Annotated in this window: 18 protein-coding genes; 13 read left to right on the top strand and 5 right to left on the bottom strand. The window is 64.8% G+C overall.

The annotated features are described in order from the left end of the window. Positions 1-3: 3 nt before the first annotated feature. The gene (locus ACODS5_RS10820; RefSeq protein ID WP_134692017.1) at positions 4-654 is read right to left on the bottom strand and encodes a GNAT family N-acetyltransferase; all 651 of its coding nucleotides are present in this window, start codon (positions 652-654) and stop codon (positions 4-6) included. Positions 655-820: 166 nt separating this feature from the next. Here ACODS5_RS10820 and xthA point away from each other — a divergent pair, with 166 nt between their 5' ends. Then, a complete protein-coding gene (gene xthA, locus ACODS5_RS10815) occupies positions 821-1633 on the top strand; it encodes an exodeoxyribonuclease III (RefSeq protein WP_489108647.1) in 813 nt (270 codons plus the stop codon). Between the two features lie 107 nt (positions 1634-1740). Further along, positions 1741-4176, top strand: coding sequence for a hypothetical protein (locus ACODS5_RS10810; RefSeq protein WP_489108646.1), 2436 nt, complete (start codon positions 1741-1743; stop codon positions 4174-4176). Between the two features lie 12 nt (positions 4177-4188). Here ACODS5_RS10810 and ACODS5_RS10805 read toward each other — a convergent pair whose 3' ends face one another. Together ACODS5_RS10805 and ACODS5_RS10800 are read right to left on the bottom strand one after the other, a co-directional pair. Then, complete coding sequence (locus ACODS5_RS10805; RefSeq protein WP_489108645.1) at positions 4189-4941, bottom strand: anti-sigma factor family protein; 753 nt, start codon at positions 4939-4941, stop codon at positions 4189-4191. Then, the gene (locus tag ACODS5_RS10800) at positions 4938-5456 is read right to left on the bottom strand and encodes a sigma-70 family RNA polymerase sigma factor (RefSeq protein ID WP_134692013.1); all 519 of its coding nucleotides are present in this window, start codon (positions 5454-5456) and stop codon (positions 4938-4940) included. The genes ACODS5_RS10805 and ACODS5_RS10800 overlap by 4 nt, the downstream gene beginning before the upstream one ends. Positions 5457-5696: 240 nt before the next feature. Between ACODS5_RS10800 and ACODS5_RS10795 the strand changes: the two genes are divergently transcribed. From ACODS5_RS10795 to ACODS5_RS10775, 5 genes are all read left to right on the top strand, one after another. Beyond that, complete coding sequence (locus ACODS5_RS10795) at positions 5697-6743, top strand: catalase family peroxidase (RefSeq protein ID WP_489108644.1); 1047 nt, start codon at positions 5697-5699, stop codon at positions 6741-6743. Next, complete coding sequence (locus ACODS5_RS10790; RefSeq protein ID WP_489108643.1) at positions 6740-7273, top strand: cytochrome b; 534 nt, start codon at positions 6740-6742, stop codon at positions 7271-7273. The genes ACODS5_RS10795 and ACODS5_RS10790 overlap by 4 nt, the downstream gene beginning before the upstream one ends. Positions 7274-7351: 78 nt before the next feature. Further along, the gene (locus ACODS5_RS10785) at positions 7352-8557 is read left to right on the top strand and encodes an MFS transporter (protein WP_489108642.1); all 1206 of its coding nucleotides are present in this window, start codon (positions 7352-7354) and stop codon (positions 8555-8557) included. Between the two features lie 79 nt (positions 8558-8636). Then, positions 8637-9182, top strand: a complete 546-nt coding sequence (locus ACODS5_RS10780) for a cupin domain-containing protein (protein WP_134692009.1) — start codon at positions 8637-8639, stop codon at positions 9180-9182. Positions 9183-9189: 7 nt separating this feature from the next. Continuing rightward, complete coding sequence (locus ACODS5_RS10775) at positions 9190-9477, top strand: DUF7693 family protein (protein ID WP_134692008.1); 288 nt, start codon at positions 9190-9192, stop codon at positions 9475-9477. 33 nt (positions 9478-9510) lie between these two features. Here ACODS5_RS10775 and ACODS5_RS10770 read toward each other — a convergent pair whose 3' ends face one another. Together ACODS5_RS10770 and ACODS5_RS10765 are read right to left on the bottom strand one after the other, a co-directional pair. Next, positions 9511-10110: a 2-hydroxychromene-2-carboxylate isomerase gene (locus ACODS5_RS10770; RefSeq protein ID WP_134692007.1), complete on the bottom strand. Its 600-nt coding sequence runs from the start codon at positions 10108-10110 to the stop codon at positions 9511-9513. Positions 10111-10134: 24 nt separating this feature from the next. After that, entirely contained in the window at positions 10135-10866 is a 732-nt protein-coding gene (locus ACODS5_RS10765; protein WP_489108641.1) for an SDR family oxidoreductase, read from the bottom strand. A gap of 89 nt (positions 10867-10955) precedes the next feature. Between ACODS5_RS10765 and ACODS5_RS10760 the strand changes: the two genes are divergently transcribed. The 6 genes from ACODS5_RS10760 to ACODS5_RS10735 all read left to right on the top strand — a co-directional run bounded on the left by ACODS5_RS10760 (position 10956) and on the right by ACODS5_RS10735 (position 19416). After that, the gene (locus ACODS5_RS10760) at positions 10956-11519 is read left to right on the top strand and encodes a TetR/AcrR family transcriptional regulator (protein ID WP_489108640.1); all 564 of its coding nucleotides are present in this window, start codon (positions 10956-10958) and stop codon (positions 11517-11519) included. Beyond that, entirely contained in the window at positions 11506-12099 is a 594-nt protein-coding gene (locus ACODS5_RS10755) for an eCIS core domain-containing protein (RefSeq protein ID WP_489108639.1), read from the top strand. Before ACODS5_RS10760 ends, ACODS5_RS10755 begins: the two co-directional genes overlap by 14 nt. Positions 12100-12271: 172 nt before the next feature. Further along, positions 12272-13513, top strand: coding sequence for a multidrug efflux RND transporter periplasmic adaptor subunit MexE (mexE, locus tag ACODS5_RS10750; RefSeq protein WP_134692003.1), 1242 nt, complete (start codon positions 12272-12274; stop codon positions 13511-13513). Between the two features lie 12 nt (positions 13514-13525). Further along, a complete protein-coding gene (locus ACODS5_RS10745; RefSeq protein WP_489108638.1) occupies positions 13526-16705 on the top strand; it encodes an efflux RND transporter permease subunit in 3180 nt (1059 codons plus the stop codon). Next, positions 16702-18117, top strand: a complete 1416-nt coding sequence (locus ACODS5_RS10740) for an efflux transporter outer membrane subunit (protein ID WP_489108637.1) — start codon at positions 16702-16704, stop codon at positions 18115-18117. The genes ACODS5_RS10745 and ACODS5_RS10740 overlap by 4 nt, the downstream gene beginning before the upstream one ends. A gap of 243 nt (positions 18118-18360) precedes the next feature. Continuing rightward, positions 18361-19416, top strand: a complete 1056-nt coding sequence (locus tag ACODS5_RS10735) for a tetratricopeptide repeat protein (RefSeq protein ID WP_134692000.1) — start codon at positions 18361-18363, stop codon at positions 19414-19416. Positions 19417-19427: the final 11 nt, after the last annotated feature.

Raw genomic sequence — 19427 nt, 5'->3', positions numbered from 1 at the left:
CTGTCACAGGTTTGCAGACTTGGATGATACGGGATTAGGGTGAAAGAACACGCGCTCACGGATTGGTCCTACTGCAATTTCACCGATTTCCTGGTAGCCCTGTCGCTGGTAGAACGCCAGGTAGTGGGCATTGCCTGTATCGAGCACCACGCCGTCGCTGCTCAGGTCCTCGGCGCACCAGTCATGCACTGCCTGCAGCAGCTGCTCGCCGTGCTGCTGCCCCTGAAATTGCGGATGCACCCCGGACAACGGCAGCACATGCACCTGCTCGCTGGGCAGACAGCCGGCCAACGCCGCCTGGTAGTCCAGATAGCGGCGGGTACAGCGCAGGCCGGTGCCGAGGATCATGCGCAGGCGCCAGGCCCAACTGTCCGCCACGCCCAGGCGCCGCTGCGGTGGCACGATCAACGCCACGCCGATCAGACGATCGTCGTGCAACAGGCCAATGGCAGGCAGTTGCAGGTAGAAATGCTGGCGCACCCATTCACGTACCATCACCCGCAGGCGCCGCTCGTAGCCCGGGCGCTGGGCTTCAAACAACCAGGCGAAGGTCGGCTCGTGACGATAGGCATGGTAGAGCAGCGAACGCACCTCGCGGGCGTAGCCCTCATCGAGCACACAGGTGCGCGCCGTGGTGGCGATGGTCTCAGGCATTGCGGGCGGTCCTCCTGGAATGGGCATACAGTGCCTTGGAGCCGTTTCACGGCGTGTGGTTCAGCTCTTCTCCCAGCACGTTAGCAGCGCCGCCGACACCGCGCCACGCTGGCCGTGAGCGCCGTTGTCGGCTAGCATCCGTGGCTTTTACCAGGATCGTCTTGCCATGAAGATCGTCTCGTTCAACATCAATGGCCTGCGCGCCCGCCCCCACCAGTTGGCGGCACTGATCGACAAGCACCAGCCGGACGTGATCGGCCTGCAGGAAACCAAGGTCAGCGACGATCAGTTCCCGCTGGCCGAGGTCAAGGCACTTGGCTATCACGTGCATTTCCATGGCCAGAAAGGCCACTACGGTGTGGCCTTGCTCTCGAAGCAGGCGCCGTTATCGCTGTCCAAGGGTTTCACCACTGACGAGGAAGACGCCCAGCGCCGCTTCATCTGGGGCACCTTCTCCGACACCGACGGCACGCCAATCACCATCATGAACGGTTACTTCCCCCAGGGCGAAAGCCGCGACCACCCCACCAAGTTCCCGGCCAAGCAGCGTTTCTACAGCGACCTGCAGGCACTGCTCGAAGGGCAGTTCAAGAACGATCAGCCTTTAGTGGTGATGGGCGATGTGAACATCTCGCCCCAGGACTGCGACATCGGCATCGGCCCGGACAATGCCAAGCGCTGGCTCAAGACCGGCAAGTGCAGCTTCCTGCCCGAGGAGCGTGAATGGATGGAGCGGCTCAAGGGCTGGGGGCTGGTCGATAGCTTCCGCCACCTGCACCCGGAGGTCGCCGACCGTTTCAGCTGGTTCGACTACCGCAGCCGCGGGTTCGAGGACGAGCCCAAGCGCGGGCTGCGCATCGATCTGATCATGGCATCGCAGGGGCTGCTGCCGCGGCTGAAGGCGGCCGGGGTCGACTATGATCTGCGTGGCATGGAGAAACCCTCGGATCATGCACCGATCTGGCTTGAGCTGGCCTGAATCCTGACATTCCACCCGTCCCCATCTGAATCACCAGGCCCCAATGAGCGGGGCCTGCGCCTGTCATCGAGATCGCTGTGAGCAAGAAAGGAATCAAAGGAAGGTCGTTGCGTGACTTCGAGCCGCTCAACACTGCGGAAGAACTGGTGTTACGCGGTTGCAACACTGGTGAGCCGATCAGTATCGGCCGGGACAGGCCTCATGTGCCCTACCCTGTACGCACTGTCCGAGGGTCGTTTCTCAGGTTTCTGATCCTCGGCGGTGATGACACCACGGCCATCCATGAGCGCGGCATTCTATTGCGCGGGGCTTATATTTCAGGGCGTCTCGATCTGCGCAAGACGACCACCACAGCGCCCTTCGAGTTGCAAGACTGCACCTTCGAAGAACAACTTATGCTCAGCGAAGCCCAGGTCGCAGGCGCGTTCCGCCTGCGTGGTTGCCGGTTACCCGCGATCGTTGCCAATCGCTGCACCTTGCAGAGCGATCTTCACCTCGTCGACACTTCGCTAGCCAAAGGTCTGAAAGCCTGGAATGCCAACATCCAAGGCAACCTCCTGCTTCAGAAGGTGCGAAGCGGCGAGGCTCTGGCACTTCCCGGTACACAGATCAACGGCGTACTTTATTGCCTGGAGTGTTCACTGCACGCCAGGGCTGAACCTGCGCTGATTCTCAACAACATCACCACCGGTTCCAACGTCGTCATTGACAATTCAACGCTCGACAGCATCCGTTGCCAGCATGCCAGGATCGGTGGCGCTTTACGCTTTTCCAACTCCACATTCATGAGCCATGAGGGGTTGGCGCTTGACTTGTTTGGGAGCCGGGTAACGCACAGCCTGCAAATGCATGAAGCGCAGGTGCAAGGCCAACTCAAGCTCGATAGAGCACAGATCGGTGCCACCCTCGACCTCCACGGCACATTCGATGGGGGAAGCCGAGCGGCAATTAACGCCAATGGCTGCACTCTCCAAGGTGGGCTGTACCTGCGCAAAGGTTTCAACGCCAAAGGCCTGGTCAGATTCAGCAAAGCGCAAATCAAAGACAACGTCATGTTAGAAGGTCGCTTCGAAGCGAGCGGACAAGCCATCACGTTCGATGGGGCAACGATTGACGGCAGCCTCAATCTGGCTCAAATCGAGGTGTTTGGCGAGGTGCGGCTGATAACAACCCGAATCAGTGGACAATTGGTCTGCTCAGCGGCTCGGCTGCATGGAGACAATGGCACTGCCCTGAGCGCCGATGCCGCGACCATCGGCAGAGATGCGCATTTCATTGCCGATTTCTACGCCAAAGGCACCGTAAGACTGCTGTGCACGACGTTCGAAGGCGACTTGATCTTCAACCATGCACGGTTCGAGGGCGATGCTGGCAGTCGATCGCTCAATGCCAACCAATCGAAAATCCTAGGCAAGGTCGTACTTAATATTCAGGCCAATGGCAGTGTTGCATTCAACGATGCCTGCATCGAAGGAGAGTTGCGCTGCGATCGCAGTACATTCGCCACCGACGCGACTGAAACCCTCAGCCTGAAAAAGGCCCGGATCCAGGGCACGCTCTCGCTTCTCAAGTTCGCCAGGCCATTGAGCAGGGCCTCGTTCGAACATGCCCAGGTAGGGCGCCTGGATGACGATGAAGGCACCTGGGGAGAACGGATTGTCCTCAATGGTTTCAAGTACGACGCACTGGCCGCCAATCCGCCGTTGAGCCTGGCCAGGCGACTCAAGTGGTTGCAATCGCAGGTCGCGCTACTGGCTGCGCCCCCTCCAGCCAAACCATCAAGCTGGTCCCAACGGTTCAAGTGCTGGCTGCACAAGCGCTGGCCGGGGGTATGCCGCTTCAATGCGCGGCGGGCCGAGGATTTTCGTCCTCAACCCTGGTGGCAACTCAAGCAAGTGCTTGAGGACTCTGCGCATTTTGCCGAGGCACGGCGGGTTGGCATCGAGTTGGAAAAGGAAAGACGCAAACTCGGCCTTATCGACCAACCGCTCGATCCCGAGCACCAACATCGAGGCCTGGTCAGCCGCCTGGTGAGCCGTTGCCTGCATTGGGCGTACGGGCAATTCACCGACTACGGTTACCGGCCTATCAAGCTGCTGCACTACTTCGTGGGCACTTGGCTGGCGTGTGCAGCGATCTACTGGGCCGCCGCGCTGGTGGGGATCTTCGCCCCAACCGACCCACGCATCTATCAGAACCCTGCCTATCAGGCCTGCCGTCCCAACAGTAGCGAGGCCTGGCCGCCGATCAAACCAAGGCTCAAGGAAAACTGGTACCTGTGCGCCGAGCTACCCGCCGAGTACACAGGGTTCAGCCCCCTGGCCTATTCGCTGGATGTGCTGATGCCTTTTGTCGACCTCAAGCAGGAAACCGACTGGGCGCCGCTGGTTCCCACGCCCAAGGCCGATCCCAGCCAGGAGTTCCAGGCGCTCACGGCGCAACATGCCGTGCGTCTGGTGATCTGGCTGCAGACCTTGATCGGCTGGGGCATCGGCCTGTTGGCCGCGGCGATCATTTCGGGCCTGGCGCGCAAGACCGAATGAACGCTGCCCGACCTACAGGCTGACGCCCAACGCCTTGCGCAGCGGTTCGACGCGCGCATCATCGGCGGCGCTGACCAAGGCAAAGTTGTAGTCGCCATGCGACCAGTACCGCGCCGCCAGCTGGCCCTCGGTACGCTGGCCGGTGGGCATGCGTTCGAAATGCTCGCCGGGCGAGCGCAGGAACAGGCTGATGCGTTGACCCTGGCCGTCCTCGAACACCAGCAAGGCCGCAGGCCCCGCTTCGTTGCTCAGCAAGCGCGCGCCCACCGGCTGGAAACCGAAGCCGGCCAGGTCCGGCAACTGGCCGACCCGGTTGAAGTGGCGGCCCAGCCACGCTTGCAAACGCGCCGGATCACTGGCCTGGATATCCAGTGCGCTGGCCTGGGCGAACATCCGGTGGGCTTGCACGGCATCGGCCATCGGCAACATGCCGGCGAACAGCGTCGCCTCCCGCGCCTGCCAGCCCCCTAGCCCGCCCAGGCCCACGGCCAGCAGCAGCACGGCCGCCGCGGCCAGGCGCCGTTGCCGGCGTTGGCGCAAGCGCTTGCGCAATGGCGCCAATTCCAGAGCCGGGTCGAGCGGCCGCTCGCCAAACCCCGCCAGGGCCGCGCGCAAGCGCCTGGCATCCACTTGCCAGGCCTCGATCCGCGCCGCCTCCTGCGGGTTGGCCGCCAGCCAGGCCTCGACCTCGGCCCGGCGCGTAGGGGCCAGGCGCTCGTCGATATAGGCGTGCAGTTCGTGTTCGGTGGGGATCAGGCGTGTCATTTGAGTCTCCGCAAGACCGAGGGCGCAGGGTCGTCCTCGGTCAGTTGACGCAGGGCGGCGCGGGCCCGCGACAGCCGCGACATCACGGTGCCGATGGGGATACCAAGGGTTTCGGCGGTTTGCTTGTAGCTCAGGCCCTCGACGCTGACCAGCAACAGCAAGGCCCGCTGCTCGGTGGGCAGGCGCGCGAACGCTTGCAGGTCGGCCTGGGCCAGGACGATGCGCTCGGTTTCGTCGTTTGCCGTGTCCTCGGCAAGGCCCTGGCCAAACCAGGACAACCAGCGCGCATGCAGGCGCTCGCGGCGCTTGGTGTCCAGAAACAAGCGGTACAGGATGGTGAACAGCCAAGGCCGCAGGCCTTCGCGTTCGCGCTGCTGGCCACGGCGGCTCAGGGCTCGTTCGACCGTGGCCTGGACCAGGTCGTCGGCGCTGCCGGGCTCACGGGTCAGCCACAGAGCGAAGCGCCGTAGGCGTTGCAGCAGTTCGCGCCATTGTTGCTCATCCAGGTCGTGCATGGTCGGGTTCCGGGCCCCTGTGGGCGGTCAGTGTAAGAGGCTGACGCACTCGCATGAAATTTATTCCCTGTCATCGAGCAATCCCAAGCGTAAGAGCCAGCCTTGCTGGCGAACCAGGCGCCGCGGTGGATGACACCGGCCTTGCCGCTGTTCGTCGACAAGCCGACGCCCAGCACAACCGAGGAATAAATCATTGCCTCGCGCGTCGTACTGGCTCATTCCAACAACAGGGACCGCCCCATGAATACCCCCTTGCCCGGCCCCGCCAGAGCCTTGCGCCTGGCCGCCATCGGCGCCACCCTCGCGGCGCTGGGCGCAGGCTTCGCCTATGCCGCCGGCTGGATCGGCAGCGCCAAACTGACACCGCAACGCATCATCGACACCTTCGAGGCCCAGGCCGGCCATCACCCAGGCTTTCGCAAGAACCACGCCAAGGGGCTGTGCGTCAGCGGCTACTTCCAGAGCAGCGGCCAGGCCGCGGCGCTTTCCAGCGCGCGGGTCTTCAGCCAACAGCGGGTGCCGGTGATCGGCCGCTTCGCCATCGGCGGCGCCAACCAGTTCGCACCCGATACCGCGATACCGGTGCGCAGCCTGGCGCTGCAGCTGACCAGCGACGATGGCCAGATCTGGCGCACCGGTATGAACAACCCACCGGTACTGGCGGTCAGCACACCCGAAGGGTTCTACGCCCAGGTTCTGGCCGGCGCCCCCGACTCGGCCACCGGCAAGCCCGACCCGGCAAAACTGCAAGCCTTCTTCGCCAGCCATCCCGAGAGCGCGGCATTTCGCCAGTGGGCGGCCAGCTACACGCCCAGCGACAGCTTCGCCAACACCGCCTACCACAGCATCAACGCCTTTCGCCTGATTGCCGCCGATGGCAAGGCACAACCGGTGCGTTGGGCCCTGGAGCCTCAGGCCCCCTTCGCCGCCCTGCCCGCCCAAATCGACGACAAGCAATTCCTCCAGCACGACCTGCAGCAACGGCTAGCCCAAGGTCCCTTGCGCTGGACCCTGCGCCTGACCCTGGCAGAGCCCGGTGACCCGGTGGACGACCCGGCACGTCCCTGGCCTGCCGAACGTCGCAGCCTGGATGCCGGCACCCTGGTCCTGGAACAGGTCGATGGCCCCGAACAAGGCGCTTGCCGCGACCTTAACTTCGATCCACTGATCCTGCCCCAGGGTATCGAGCCCTCTGCCGACCCGATCCTCGCGGCCCGCTCAGCCGCCTATTCAGTGTCATTCAACCGCCGCAGCCACGAATCGCTGAGCGAAGGAGCCCAGCCATGAGCGTCACCACCTTCCACTCCCTGGCGCGCCTGCTGCACTGGCTGATGGCGCTGCTGATCCTGGCCATGTTGTTCATCGGCGTCTACATGGTTGCCGACCTCTCGCCCCGCCACCCGCTGCTGGTCGAACTGCACAAGGCCACTGGCCTGGCCCTGCTGGTGCTGGTGATCCTGCGCATCGCCCTGCGCCTGACCCTGGCGCACCCACCGCTGCCACGCCAACTGCCGACCGCGCAGCGCCTGGCCGCCGGGGCATCGCACCTGTTGCTCTACGCCCTGATGCTGGGTATGCCGCTGTTGGGCTGGGCCATGCTCTCGGCCGGCGGCTATCCACGCCCGCTGCAATTGCCTGCCATCGCGCCACACGATCTACAGTTGTATGCCGTGCTGCGCCAGGCCCACGGTTGGGCCGGCTACCTGCTGTTCGCCACCGTGCTGCTGCATTTGGGCGCGGCATTGCTGCACGCCCTGGTGCACCGCGACGGCGTCTTGCGTAGCATGTGGCCAGGCCCGTTGCGTGGTGGTGAATGAGCACTACCGGGGTCGACAAGCGTAAATAATTATTACTAACATCGGCGCTCATTTTGTCGAACTGCTCCGGACTGCCCCATGAACGTCGCAAAGGACCCTGCCGCATTCACCCCAGCCAGCACCCTGGACTTGCGTCCGCTGATGCTGGTCAACATGGCCTGTACCATGTCGATGATGGCCTTCGTCGCCCTGATCGGCCCCATCGCCCGCCTGCTGGGCATGGCCACCTGGCAGGCCGGCGCGGCGGTGACCGTGGCCGGCGTGGTCTGGGTGATCCTGGCGCGGCCTTGGGGCCGCCTGGCCGACCGTTATGGCCGGCGCCGCGTGCTGCTGCTCGGCAGCGGTGGTTTCACCCTGGCCTACTGGGTGCTGTGCCTGTTCATCGACGGCGCATTGCGTTGGCTGCCGGGAGCGACCCTGGCGTTCCTTGGCCTGATGCTGGCCCGCGGTATGATCGGCGCTTTCTATGCCGCCCTGCCGGTCGGCGGCAATGCGTTGATCGCCGACCATGTGGAACCGCAACGCCGGGCCCGGGCAATGGCATCGTTGGGCGTGGCCAACGCCGTCGGCCTGGTGGTAGGCCCGGCGCTGGCCGCGCTGCTGTCGCGCTACAGCCTGAGCCTGCCGTTCTATGCCATGTCGCTGCTGCCGGCCACGGCGTTTCTGGTGCTGCTGTTCAAGCTCAAGCCACAACCACTGGCGCAGACCCATGCGCCTAATCCTGTGCGGTTGTCCGATCCACGCTTGCGTCGCCCATTGCTGGTGGCGTTCAGTGCCATGCTCAGCATCACCGTGTCACAAATCGCCGTGGGTTTCTTCGCCCTCGACCGCTTGCAATTGGAGGCAGGAGCCGCCGCCCAGGCTGCCGGTATCGCCCTGACCTGCGTGGGCGTGGCGCTGATGCTGGCCCAGGTGTTCCTGCGCAAGCTGGAGTGGCCACCGGCAAAAATGATCCGCATCGGCGCCAGCGTTTCCGGGCTGGGTTTCGCTGCCGCGGCACTGGCCACCCACGCTTCCTGGCTGTGGGGCGCATTCTTCGTCGCCGCCTTCGGCATGGGCTTCGTCTTCCCGGCATTCTCTGCCCTGGCCGCCAATGCCATGCAGGCTAGCGAACAAGGCGCCACCGCAGGTTCGATCGGCGCGGCGCAGGGCATGGGCGCGGTGGTCGGGCCACTGGCCGGCACCCTGGTCTATGCCCTCGATCCGCGCTTGCCGTTTCTGGCGGTGGGCCTGCTGTTGCTGGTGGTCGGGCTATGGCCGACAGTCGCCGACCAACGCCACTGATGCACACAGCACGCAAGCGTGCAGAGTGTGTTTTAATGCGTCGCCCATTATTTTTGACACCTCTGCAAACAAGGCGGCTATGGACACGGGGACACGACTCAAACTGGTGCGTGAACGCAACAACCTCTCCCAGCGGGAACTGGCCCGCCGCAGCGGCCTGACCAACTCGACGATCTCACAGATCGAGCAGAACCGGGTCAGCCCTTCGGTCAGTTCCCTGAAGAAATTGCTCGAAGGGATCCCCATGTCCCTGGCGGAATTTTTCAGCTTCGACGAGCCGGTGCGCGAAGAGCGCTATGTGTTCCGTGGCGGCGAACAGCCGGACCTGGGCCGTAACGGCCTGCGCATGCTGCTGGTCGGCGCCAGTGTCGAAGGCCGGCAGATGCGTATGTTGCGTGAACTGTATGCCCCCGGCGCCGATTCCGGCGAGCCGATCGTGCATGCCGAAGGCGAGGAATGCGGCCTGGTCACCCGGGGTACCCTGGAGCTGTGGGTCGACGGCCAGGTCAGCGTGCTCAACGCCGGCGATGGTTACTACATCCCCACCACCCTGCCTCACAGCTTCAAGAACATCGGCCCCGACGAGGCCGAGATCATCAGCGCCAATACCCCGGCGAACTTCTAACCTGCCCATGCCCAGCGTCGCCAGCCGCGAGGCGTACCAGTGCCTGCGTGACGCCGCCCTCGGCGTCCGGCCACTGGTAACCGTCGCCCACCTGAACGGCGGGCAAATCGACGTGCTGATCGAAGGCTGGCGACTGACCCTGGTGCGTGACAGCGAAGGCCTGGCCCTTTGCAGCCACTGCCAGAGCCCGGATGGACGCCAAGGCACGCTGGACGATTGGCAGCGTTATGGCACCAATCCGGTCGATCACCTGAGCATTTGGGAGCGAGGTCAGGTAGAACGCCTGCTGGCCTGACCCGCTCCTACAGGGGTTGTCATGACCCAGACATCATGCCTGCCGAGCCAACGCCTGTTCGACGAAATCCAGCCGGTCCTGGCCGAAGAACATCTGCCCGTCGACGAAGAACGTCGGCGCCCCGAACAAGCCGCGCTCGACCGCCTCCTCGGTGGCTTTGCGCAAGGCGTCCTTGACCTCGGGCCGGGCGGCCAGCTCGTGGAATTCCTCGGCCTCGAAGCCACCGTCAGCCAGGGTTTGCTCCAAAACCACAGGATCTGCCAGATTGCGTCCATGCTCGAACAGCCCTGTGAACAGCACCTTCAGCAGCGCCTCGAAACGCTCTTTGGCAAACAACTGGACGCCGGTCAGCCCACGCATCAGGGTCAGGGTGTTGACCGGAAAGCCTGGTGGCAGGGTCAGCGGCACGCCGTAGCGAGAGGCGTAGCGCGCGAGGTCGATGAACACGTAACGCCCCTTGGCCGGCACCGTGATCGGCGAAACATTGCCAGTAGCCTGGAACACACCACCCAGCAGAATCGGCTTGTACACCAGTTGCGCTGCGTGGCGCGCGCACAGGGCAGGTAGTTGGGTCCAGGCCAGGTAGGTGGCCGGGCTGCCCAGGTCCAGGTAGAACTCGACGGTCTTGCTCATGATTCGATCCTTGTATGAGGGGGCTTACCAGCGCTCCAGCCACGGGCGCAGGTCAAGTTCGAAGGTCCAGGCATCCCGTGGCTGGGCGTGCAGGAACCAGTAGCTGTCGGCGATATGCGCAGGATCGAGGATGCCGTCCTGGTCCTTGAGCGCATAGCGTTCAGGAAAGCTGTCGCGGATGAACGCGGTGTCGATGGCGCCATCGACCACCACATGGGCGACATGGATGTTACGTGGCCCCAGTTCCCGCGCCATGCTCTGGGCCAAGGCGCGCAGGCCGTGCTTGGCCCCGGCGAAGGCCGCGAACCCTGACGCGCCACGGGTGCCGGCGGTGGCGCCGGTGAACAGAATGGTGCCGCGCTCGCGGGTGACCATGCGCCGGGCCACCGCCTGGGCGGTGAGAAAGCCGGCGAAGCAGGCCATCTCCCAGATCTTGAAGTACTTGCGCGGGGTTTCCTCAAGGATGCTGCAGGGCACATTGGCGCCAATGTTGAAGACAAGGGCCTCGATCGGGCCGATGTCACGCTCGATGGTTTCCACCAGTTCGGCCACCTCCTCTTCCTTGCGTGCATCAGAGCCAAAGCCATGGGCCTGCCCGCCTTCGGCACGGATCTGGTCGAGCAAAGGTTGCAGCTTCTCGGCCTGGCGCCGGGTCACACACGCGATGTAGCCCTCACGGGCAAAACGCTTGGCGATCTCGCCACCGGTAGCGTCGCCCGCACCAATCACCAGCACGACCTTTTGTTGTTCTGCCATGGATCTCCCCATTGGTAAATGATCGTTTAGTAAACGAACGCTATGCTACGATCCCCTCATCGTCAAGCCCGCGCCACGAGGTTTCGCGCATGCGCTACGCCACCGACCATAAACAACAGACTCGCGAAAAACTGCTGATCAGCAGCGGCGCGCTGGCCAAGCGCGGCGGTTTCGCCGCCACCGGCGTGGCCGGGCTGATGAAGGCCATCGGCCTGACCGGCGGGGCCTTCTACAACCACTTCCCGTCCAAGGACGACCTGTTCAGCGAAATCGTCCGTCGCGAACTGAGCAACAGCCCCCTGGGCCGGCAGGCCGAGCATGGCGTCGACCGCGCGCGCCTCAAGCGCCTGCTCGAGCAGTACCTGAGCCTGGCCCACCTGCACAACGCCGAAGGCGGCTGCCCGCTGCCGCCACTGGGGGTGGAGATCGCCCGCGCCGAGCAACCGGTGCGCGAGCAGGCCGAGCACTGGCTGGTGGCACTGCACCAGGCGTGGGGCGAGACGCTCGACGACCCGGAGCTGGCCTGGGCCTTGCTCAGCCAGTGTGTCGGCGCGCTGGTGGTGGGTCGCATGCTGGCCAGCGAACCGGTGCAGGCACAGGTGCTGGACGCCAGCCGCAAGCTGGTCGAGCGGGTTTTCGATGAAGTTCGCTAGCACGCTGCTGGGCTTGCTGCTGGCCTTGCCCGCCCTCGCCCAAGACAGCTGCCCGACCGGGCAGTACCAGGTCTGCCTGGTGGTGTGCTTCTGCGCGCCCATCGACCCCAACCAAGGAGGCCAGGTGCTGCAGGATGTCGAGCGCATGGCCAGCGGCAGCCTGGTGTTCGCCCTGCGCCAGGCACGCGACGAAGCCACCGCCAACGGCACGCAGCCGATTCCCCTGCATATCCGCGCCCAGCTCGAACCCTGGTACGACTTCGCCGTGCTCGACGCGGCACGTTACCGGGTCGGTAGCGAACAGCAGATCAGCGCCGCCAACGCTCTACTGCAGAACCCGGACGTCAACGCCGTGACCCTGATCGACACGGTCATCTTCCGCCGCCCCGGCGATGCCGAGGACAACGTGGCATTGTGGGCCCATGAGCTCAAGCACGTGCAGCAGTATCAGGAGCTGGGAGTGGAGGAGTTCGCCAGGCGCTACACCCGCGACTATCAGGCGCTGGAAGGGCCGGCCTACGAGATCGAGGCGCAGGTGGCCAAGGCGTTGCGCGAAAAGGCATCCGGCGGGCCACGCTGACTGCCGTACCACACCGCCCCCTGTGGGAGCCGTGCTGGAATCATGCGTAACGATCGATGATCGCACCCGACATATCATTGCCCGTGATAATAACCTTCGCTGCATTCGATTCGTGCGTCACGCGCAAGACACTCAAACTCCGCCCACTACTAATACTTTGGCGGAGTTCTCCATGGACCACTCACTCAAACCCTTGCGCTTTCCCCTCGCTGCCCTGGCAGTGGTGGTGCTCAGCGCTTGTGGCCGCACACCCGACGCCGTGCAGGCTCCCGCTGCGCCCAAAGTCAGCGTTGCCAAGGTCATCGAACAGCCGATCAATGAATGGGACGAGTTCACCGGCCGCCTCGAAGCACCGGAAACCGTAGAGATACGCCCACGCGTGTCCGGCCAGATCGACCTGGTGGCTTTCACCGAGGGTGCCCAGGTAAAGAAAGGCGACCTGCTGTTCCAGATCGACCCACGTCCGTTCCAAGCCGAAGTACGCCGCCTCGAAGCCCAACTGCAACAAGCCAAGGCCACCGCCATTCGCAGCGCCAACGAGGCCCGCCGTGGCGAGCGCCTGCGTGACAGCAATGCGATTTCCGCGGAACTGGCCGAATCGCGCAGCAGCAGCGCCGCCGAAGCCCGCGCGGGGGTCGATGCGATCCAGGCACAACTGGACCTGGCTCGCTTGAACCTGAGCTTCACCCGGGTCAGCGCGCCGATCAGCGGCCGTGTCAGCCGTGCCCAGTTCACCGCCGGCAACATCGTCACCGCCGACGTCACCCCGTTGACCAGCGTGGTCTCCACCGACAAGGTCTACGCCTACTTCGACGCCGACGAGCGTGTGTACCTCAAGTACACCCAGCTGGCCCGCGAAGGCCAGCGCGGCCAGAGCACCCCGGTGTACCTGGGGCTGACCAGCGAAACCGGCAACCCGCACCTGGGCCAGATGAACTTCGTCGACAACCAGGTCAACCCGCGCACCGGCACCATCCGTGGCCGCGCCGTGTTCGACAACCGCGACGGCCAGTTCACCCCCGGCCTGTATGCGCGCCTGAAGCTGGTCGGCAGCGCCCAGTACGACGCCGTGCTGATCAACGACGAAGCGGTCGGCACCGACCTTGGCAAGAAGTTCGTGCTGGTCATGGACAAGGACAACAAGGCCGCCTACCGCGCCGTGGAACTGGGCCCCAAGCTCGAAGGCCTGCGTATCGTGCGCAGCGGCCTGGCCAAGGACGACCGCATCGTGGTCAAGGGCCTGCAACGCGTGCGCCCTGGCTCGCCGGTCACCCCGGAGGAAACGCCAATGGCCAGCGAGCAGACCCTCGCCGCCCTCGCCCAGCAGCGCCAGGCCCTGGAGGCCAGCAACCCGACGCCGAAAGTGGCCGGGGCCAATGTAAAAGTCGCCAGCGCCCAAGCGCCGCGCGGTTAAGGGACCACACCGATGAACTTTTCGAAATTCTTCATTACCCGGCCGATCTTCGCCGCGGTGCTGTCGCTGGTGCTGCTGATCGCGGGTTCGATCTCGCTGTTCCAGCTGCCGATCAGCGAATACCCCGAAGTGGTGCCGCCCACCGTGGTGGTGCGCGCCAACTTCCCCGGCGCCAACCCCAAGGTGATCGGCGAAACCGTCGCCGCGCCGCTTGAACAGGCCATCACTGGTGTCGAGAACATGCTGTACATGTCCTCGCAGTCCACCGCCGACGGCAAGCTGACCCTGACCATCACCTTCGCCCTGGGCACCGACCTGGACAACGCTCAGGTGCAGGTACAGAACCGCGTGACCCGCACCCAGCCCAAGCTGCCCGAAGAAGTGACGCGCATCGGCATCACCGTCGACAAGGCCTCGCCCGACCTGACCATGGTCGTGCACCTGACGTCGCCGGATAACCGCTACGACATGCTCTACCTGTCCAACTACGCCATTCTCAACATCAAGGACGAGCTGGCGCGCCTGGGCGGCGTGGGCGATGTGCAACTGTTCGGCATGGGCGACTACTCGCTGCGGGTGTGGCTCGACCCGAACAAGACCGCCTCGCGCAACCTCACCGCCAGCGACGTAGTGGCAGCGATCCGCGAGCAGAACCGCCAGGTCGCCGCCGGCCAGCTGGGCGCCCCGCCCGCCCCGGGCTCGACCAGCTTCCAGCTGTCGATCAACACCCAGGGCCGCCTGGTCAACGAGGAAGAGTTCGAGAACATCATCATCCGCGCCGGTGCCGACGGCGAGATCACCCGCCTGAAGGACATCGCCCGGGTAGAGCTCGGCTCCAGCCAGTACGCCCTGCGCTCGCTGCTGAACAACCAGCCGGCGGTAGCCCTGCCGATCTTCCAGCGTCCAGGTTCGAACGCCATCGAGATCTCCGACCAGGTCCGGGCGAAAATGGCCGAACTGAAGAAGGACTTCCCCGAAGGCATGGACTACAGCATCGTCTATGACCCGACCGTGTTCGTCCGCGGCTCCATCGAGGCAGTGGTGCACACGCTGTTCGAAGCGTTGATCCTGGTGGTGCTGGTGGTGATCCTGTTCCTGCAGACCTGGCGCGCCTCGATCATCCCGCTGATGGCGGTGCCGGTGTCGCTGATCGGCACCTTCGCGGTCATGCACCTGTTCGGCTTCTCGCTCAACGCGCTGTCGCTGTTCGGCCTGGTGCTGGCCATCGGTATCGTGGTCGACGACGCCATCGTCGTGGTGGAGAACGTCGAACGCAACATCGGCCTGGGCCTGAAGCCGCTCGAGGCCACGCAAAAAGCCATGAGCGAGGTGACCGGGCCGATCATCGCCACCGCCCTGGTGCTGTGCGCGGTATTCGTGCCGGCGGCATTCATCTCTGGCCTGACCGGCCAGTTCTACAAGCAGTTCGCCCTGACCATCGCCATCTCCACCGTGATCTCGGCGTTCAACTCGCTGACCCTGTCGCCGGCTCTGGCCGCGGTGCTGCTCAAGGACCATCACGCACCCAAGGACCGTTTCTCGCGGATCCTGGAAAAGCTGTTGGGCAACTGGCTGTTCGCGCCATTCAACCGCTTCTTCGACCGCGCCAGCCATCGCTACGTCGGCGGCGTGCGCCGGGTCATCCGCTCCAGCGGCATCGCCCTGTTCGTCTATGCCGGCCTGATGGGCCTGACCTACCTGGGCTTCTCGTCCACCCCGACCGGCTTCGTTCCGGCCCAGGACAAGCAGTACCTGGTGGCCTTCGCCCAACTGCCTGACGCCGCCAGCCTCGACCGTACCGAGGCAGTGATCAAGCGCATGAGCGAAATTGCCCTGAAACAACCGGGCGTGGCCGACTCGGTGGCCTTCCCGGGCCTGTCGATCAACGGTTTCACCAACAGCCCGAACAGCGGCATCGTGTTCACCCCGCTCAAGCCGTTCGACCAGCGCAAGGACCCCAGCCAGTCGGCCGGTGCCATCGCCGCCGCGCTGAACGCGCAGTTCGCCGACATTCAGGACGCCTACATCGCGATCTTCCCACCACCGCCGGTCCAAGGGCTGGGCACCATCGGCGGCTTCCGCCTGCAGATCGAGGACCGTGGCAACCTGGGTTACGAGGCGCTGTACAAGGAAACCCAGAACATCATCGCCAAGAGCCACAACGTGCCGGAGCTGGCCGGTCTGTTCACCAGCTACCAGGTCAACGTGCCCCAGGTCGATGCTGCCATCGACCGGGAAAAGGCCAAGACCCACGGCGTGGCGATCAACGATATCTTCGACACCCTGCAGGTCTACCTGGGCTCGCTGTACACCAACGACTTCAACCGCTTTGGCCGTACCTACCAGGTCAACGTCCAGGCCGAGCAGCAGTTCCGCCTCGATGCCGAACAGATCGGCCAGCTGAAGGTGCGCAACAACCTGGGCGAGATGATCCCGCTGGCGACCTTCCTCAAGGTCAGCGACACCTCGGGGCCTGACCGCGTGATGCACTACAACGGCTTCATCACCGCTGAAATCAACGGCGCCGCAGCCCCCGGCTACAGCTCCGGCCAGGCCGAGGCGGCCATAGAGAAACTGCTGAAAGAGGAACTGCCCAACGGCATGACCTTCGAGTGGACCGACCTGACCTACCAGCAGATCCTTTCGGGCAATACCGCACTGTTCGTGTTCCCGCTGTGCGTGCTGCTGGCCTTCCTGGTGCTGGCCGCCCAGTACGAAAGCTGGAGCCTGCCGCTGGCGGTGATCCTGATCGTGCCGATGACCCTGCTGTCGGCCATCACCGGGGTGATCATCTCCGGTGGCGACAACAACATCTTCACCCAGATCGGCCTGATCGTACTGGTGGGCCTGGCGTGCAAGAACGCGATCCTGATCGTCGAGTTCGCCAAGGATGAACAAGCCAAGGGCCTCGACCCGCTGGCCGCGGTACTGGAAGCCTGCCGCCTGCGCCTGCGGCCGATCCTGATGACCTCGATCGCCTTCATCATGGGTGTGGTGCCGCTAGTGTTCTCCTCTGGCGCCGGTGCCGAGATGCGTCACGCCATGGGTGTGGCGGTGTTCTCGGGGATGATCGGGGTGACCGTGTTCGGCCTGTTCCTGACCCCGGTGTTCTTCTTCCTGATCCGCCGTTTCGTCGAGCGTCGCCAGGCCCGCAAGGCCGAACACGTCGTGGCACTGGAGAACCATGCATGAAGTTGCTCAAACCCCTGACCCCGAGCCTGCTGGCACTGGCCTTGGCGGCCTGCGCGGTGGGCCCGGACTACCAGGCCCCGCGGACCGAACCGGCCAAGCTGGACGCCGGCCTTGCAGCCAAAGCCTATGACCGCAGCCGCTTCGAGAGCCTGTGGTGGAAACAGTTCGACGACCCGGTGCTGAACCAGCTGGTACAGGGATCGCTGGACGGCAACCGCGACCTGCGCGTGGCCTTTGCCCGCCTTAAAGCGGCGCGGTCAATTCGCGAGGACGTGTCCAACGACCAGCTCCCCGTGGTCACCAGCCGCGCCAGCAGCGACCTGGGCAAGGGCCAGGTGCCCGGCCAGATCGAGCGCCGGGTCAACAGCGAGCGTTATGACCTGGGCCTGGACATGGCCTGGGAGCTTGACCTGTTCGGCCGCATCCAGCGCCAGATCGAAGCCAGCGAAGCCCAGGAGGCAGCCGCCGAGGCCGACCTGCAACAGCTGCAGGTAAGCCTGATCGCCGAGCTGGTCGATGCCTACGGTCAATTGCGCGGTGCGCAGCTGCGCGAGCAGATCGCCCTGGCCAACCTCAAGACTCAGCAGCAGTCTCGGGACATCACCGTGACCCTGCGCGACACCGGGGTCGGCAACGAGCTCGACGTGGTCCGCGCCGACGCCCGCCTGGCGGGTGTCGAAGCCAGCGTGCCGCAATTGCAGGCCGAACAGGTACGGGCCAAGAACCGCATCGCCACCCTGCTCGGCCAGCGCCCTGACGCCATGACCGTGGATCTCTCGCCCAAGGCCCTGCCGGCGATCGCCAAGGCCTTGCCGGTGGGCGATCCCGGCGAGTTGCTGCGCCGCCGTCCGGACATCCGCAGCGCCGAGCGCCAGCTGGCCGCGGCCACGGCCAAGGTTGGGGTGGCCACCGCCGACCTGTTCCCACGGGTCAGCCTCAGTGGTTTCCTCGGTTTCACCGCCGCCCGCGGTTCGCAGATCGGCTCCTCGGCAGCCAATGCCTGGGCGCTGGGCCCGAGCATCACCTGGGCGGCCTTCGACCTGGGCAGCGTGCGCGCCCGCCTGCGCGGCGCCAAGGCCGATGCCGAAGGGGCGTTGGCCAACTACGAACAGCAAGTGCTGCTGGCCCTGGAAGAGTCTTCCAACGCCTTCAGCGACTACGGCAAGCGCCAGCAGCGCCTGCTGGCGCTGATGCGCCAGAGCGACGCCAGCCGCAAGGCGGCGGACCTGGCCTCGGTGCGCTACCGCGAAGGCACGGTGGACTACCTGGTGCTGCTCGACGCCGAACGCGAGCGCCTGAGCGCCGAAGACGCCCAGGCCCAGGGCGAGGTCGAGTTGTACAGCGGCATCGTGGCGATCTACAAGGCCCTCGGCGGCGGCTGGCAGCCGGAGGTGGTCGCCACCACGCAGTGATTAGCTTGTGATGTAAAGACTCCTTTGGTTGGTTCCTCCCCCAACCGTTTGCCCCGCTGGCCTTGGCCCGCGGGGCTTTTTTTGGATGAACCAGTACCTGCCAGGACGTCGGAGCGGACTTGCCCCGAGATACCGGTGTGGCCGATGCCTGCCGCCGTGGCGCCTGGCAGCTAGCGTGTCGCTTGCAGCACAGGCCATTCTGCCCCAAGCTCTGCCTTCCCCCGCCAAGGACCACCGCGCACGATGCCCAGACGCCACCGCTACCTGCTCGCCCTGCTGTTCGCGGTACTGGTGCCCGTCGTGCTCGGCTACCTGTGGCGCGACCCGCAACCCAGCGTGCCCAACCTGCCCCCGCACAGCTATGCCAAGGCCCTGCGCCAGGCCCATGATGGCCAGCCAGGTGCCGCGCGAGTGTTGTACCAACAGCTACAGCGCGATGACCTGGCGCCGATCCGCCGCGCCGCCCTGTACGCCGAGCTACCCAACTATCCCTCGCCACAAGCCTTGAAACTGGCCAAGCAGGACCTCGAGCACGATGAGCCTATGGTGCGCCGCGCCGCAATCGCCGCCGTCCGTCGCCTGTTGCCGGCCGTCCAGCGAAGCCTGGTGATCGGTCCCTTGCTCGAAGACGACGACCAAAGCGTGCGCTTCGCCGTAGTGGACGCCCTGCTCGGCCTCGATCCCGATGCCATCGGCCTGTACTTCGGGCCCTTGCAGGACAACCTGGAGCAATACGAGCAAACCTTGGAGCAACAACCCGATGACGCCGCGGCGCAGGTGCACCTGGCCAGGCTGTACATGCACGAGCAAGCGTTCGATGCCGCTGCCCGGGCCCTGGAACGCAGTCTTGCGGTGGCACCCGACAATCTCGCTGCCCTGGCCACCCAGGTGCGCCTGTTGGAGCGCCAGGGGCAGCACGACGCTTCGCGCGCGGTACTGGCCAAGGCCTTGGCCCTGCGCCCGGATTCGGCGTTCCTGCAATATGAACTGGGGTTGTGGTTAAGCCGCCACCAGCAACAGGAATACGCCCTGCTGGCCCTCGCGCGCGCCGTGGAGCTGGAGCCGGAGAACAACGAATACCGCTACACCCTCGCCACCACCCTGCACCAGCTCGAACAAGTGGATGCCGCGCAGAAGCAACTGGAGACAGTGCTCAGCCGCGAGCCCGCCAATAGGCGGGCACGGGTGCTACTGATCCAATACTGGAAAGAAACCGGGCAATTGCAGAATGTTCAGGTACTGCTCGCCGAGCTGGAGCGCCAGAACCCCGATGATCCTTACCTGCAACAAGGGCTTTGACAGAACAGACG

The organism is Pseudomonas sp. FG47 (assembly GCF_057809115.1).
Note: the sequence above shows the minus strand (reverse complement) of the source record. Positions and strands in the feature narration are given on the sequence as shown.

Excerpts from the sequence above, each read along its gene's own strand:
- ACODS5_RS10820 (WP_134692017.1), bottom strand. The coding sequence starts at position 654 with ATGCCTGAGACCATCGCCACCACGGCGCGCACCTGTGTGCTCGATGAG.
- xthA (WP_489108647.1), top strand. The coding sequence starts at position 821 with ATGAAGATCGTCTCGTTCAACATCAATGGCCTGCGCGCCCGCCCCCAC.
- ACODS5_RS10805 (WP_489108645.1), bottom strand. The coding sequence starts at position 4,941 with ATGACACGCCTGATCCCCACCGAACACGAACTGCACGCCTATATCGAC.
- ACODS5_RS10800 (WP_134692013.1), bottom strand. The coding sequence starts at position 5,456 with ATGCACGACCTGGATGAGCAACAATGGCGCGAACTGCTGCAACGCCTA.
- ACODS5_RS10795 (WP_489108644.1), top strand. The coding sequence starts at position 5,697 with ATGAATACCCCCTTGCCCGGCCCCGCCAGAGCCTTGCGCCTGGCCGCC.
- ACODS5_RS10790 (WP_489108643.1), top strand. The coding sequence starts at position 6,740 with ATGAGCGTCACCACCTTCCACTCCCTGGCGCGCCTGCTGCACTGGCTG.
- ACODS5_RS10785 (WP_489108642.1), top strand. The coding sequence starts at position 7,352 with ATGAACGTCGCAAAGGACCCTGCCGCATTCACCCCAGCCAGCACCCTG.
- ACODS5_RS10780 (WP_134692009.1), top strand. The coding sequence starts at position 8,637 with ATGGACACGGGGACACGACTCAAACTGGTGCGTGAACGCAACAACCTC.
- ACODS5_RS10775 (WP_134692008.1), top strand. The coding sequence starts at position 9,190 with ATGCCCAGCGTCGCCAGCCGCGAGGCGTACCAGTGCCTGCGTGACGCC.
- ACODS5_RS10770 (WP_134692007.1), bottom strand. The coding sequence starts at position 10,110 with ATGAGCAAGACCGTCGAGTTCTACCTGGACCTGGGCAGCCCGGCCACC.
- ACODS5_RS10765 (WP_489108641.1), bottom strand. The coding sequence starts at position 10,866 with ATGGCAGAACAACAAAAGGTCGTGCTGGTGATTGGTGCGGGCGACGCT.
- ACODS5_RS10760 (WP_489108640.1), top strand. The coding sequence starts at position 10,956 with ATGCGCTACGCCACCGACCATAAACAACAGACTCGCGAAAAACTGCTG.
- ACODS5_RS10755 (WP_489108639.1), top strand. The coding sequence starts at position 11,506 with ATGAAGTTCGCTAGCACGCTGCTGGGCTTGCTGCTGGCCTTGCCCGCC.
- mexE (WP_134692003.1), top strand. The coding sequence starts at position 12,272 with ATGGACCACTCACTCAAACCCTTGCGCTTTCCCCTCGCTGCCCTGGCA.
- ACODS5_RS10745 (WP_489108638.1), top strand. The coding sequence starts at position 13,526 with ATGAACTTTTCGAAATTCTTCATTACCCGGCCGATCTTCGCCGCGGTG.
- ACODS5_RS10740 (WP_489108637.1), top strand. The coding sequence starts at position 16,702 with ATGAAGTTGCTCAAACCCCTGACCCCGAGCCTGCTGGCACTGGCCTTG.
- ACODS5_RS10735 (WP_134692000.1), top strand. The coding sequence starts at position 18,361 with ATGCCCAGACGCCACCGCTACCTGCTCGCCCTGCTGTTCGCGGTACTG.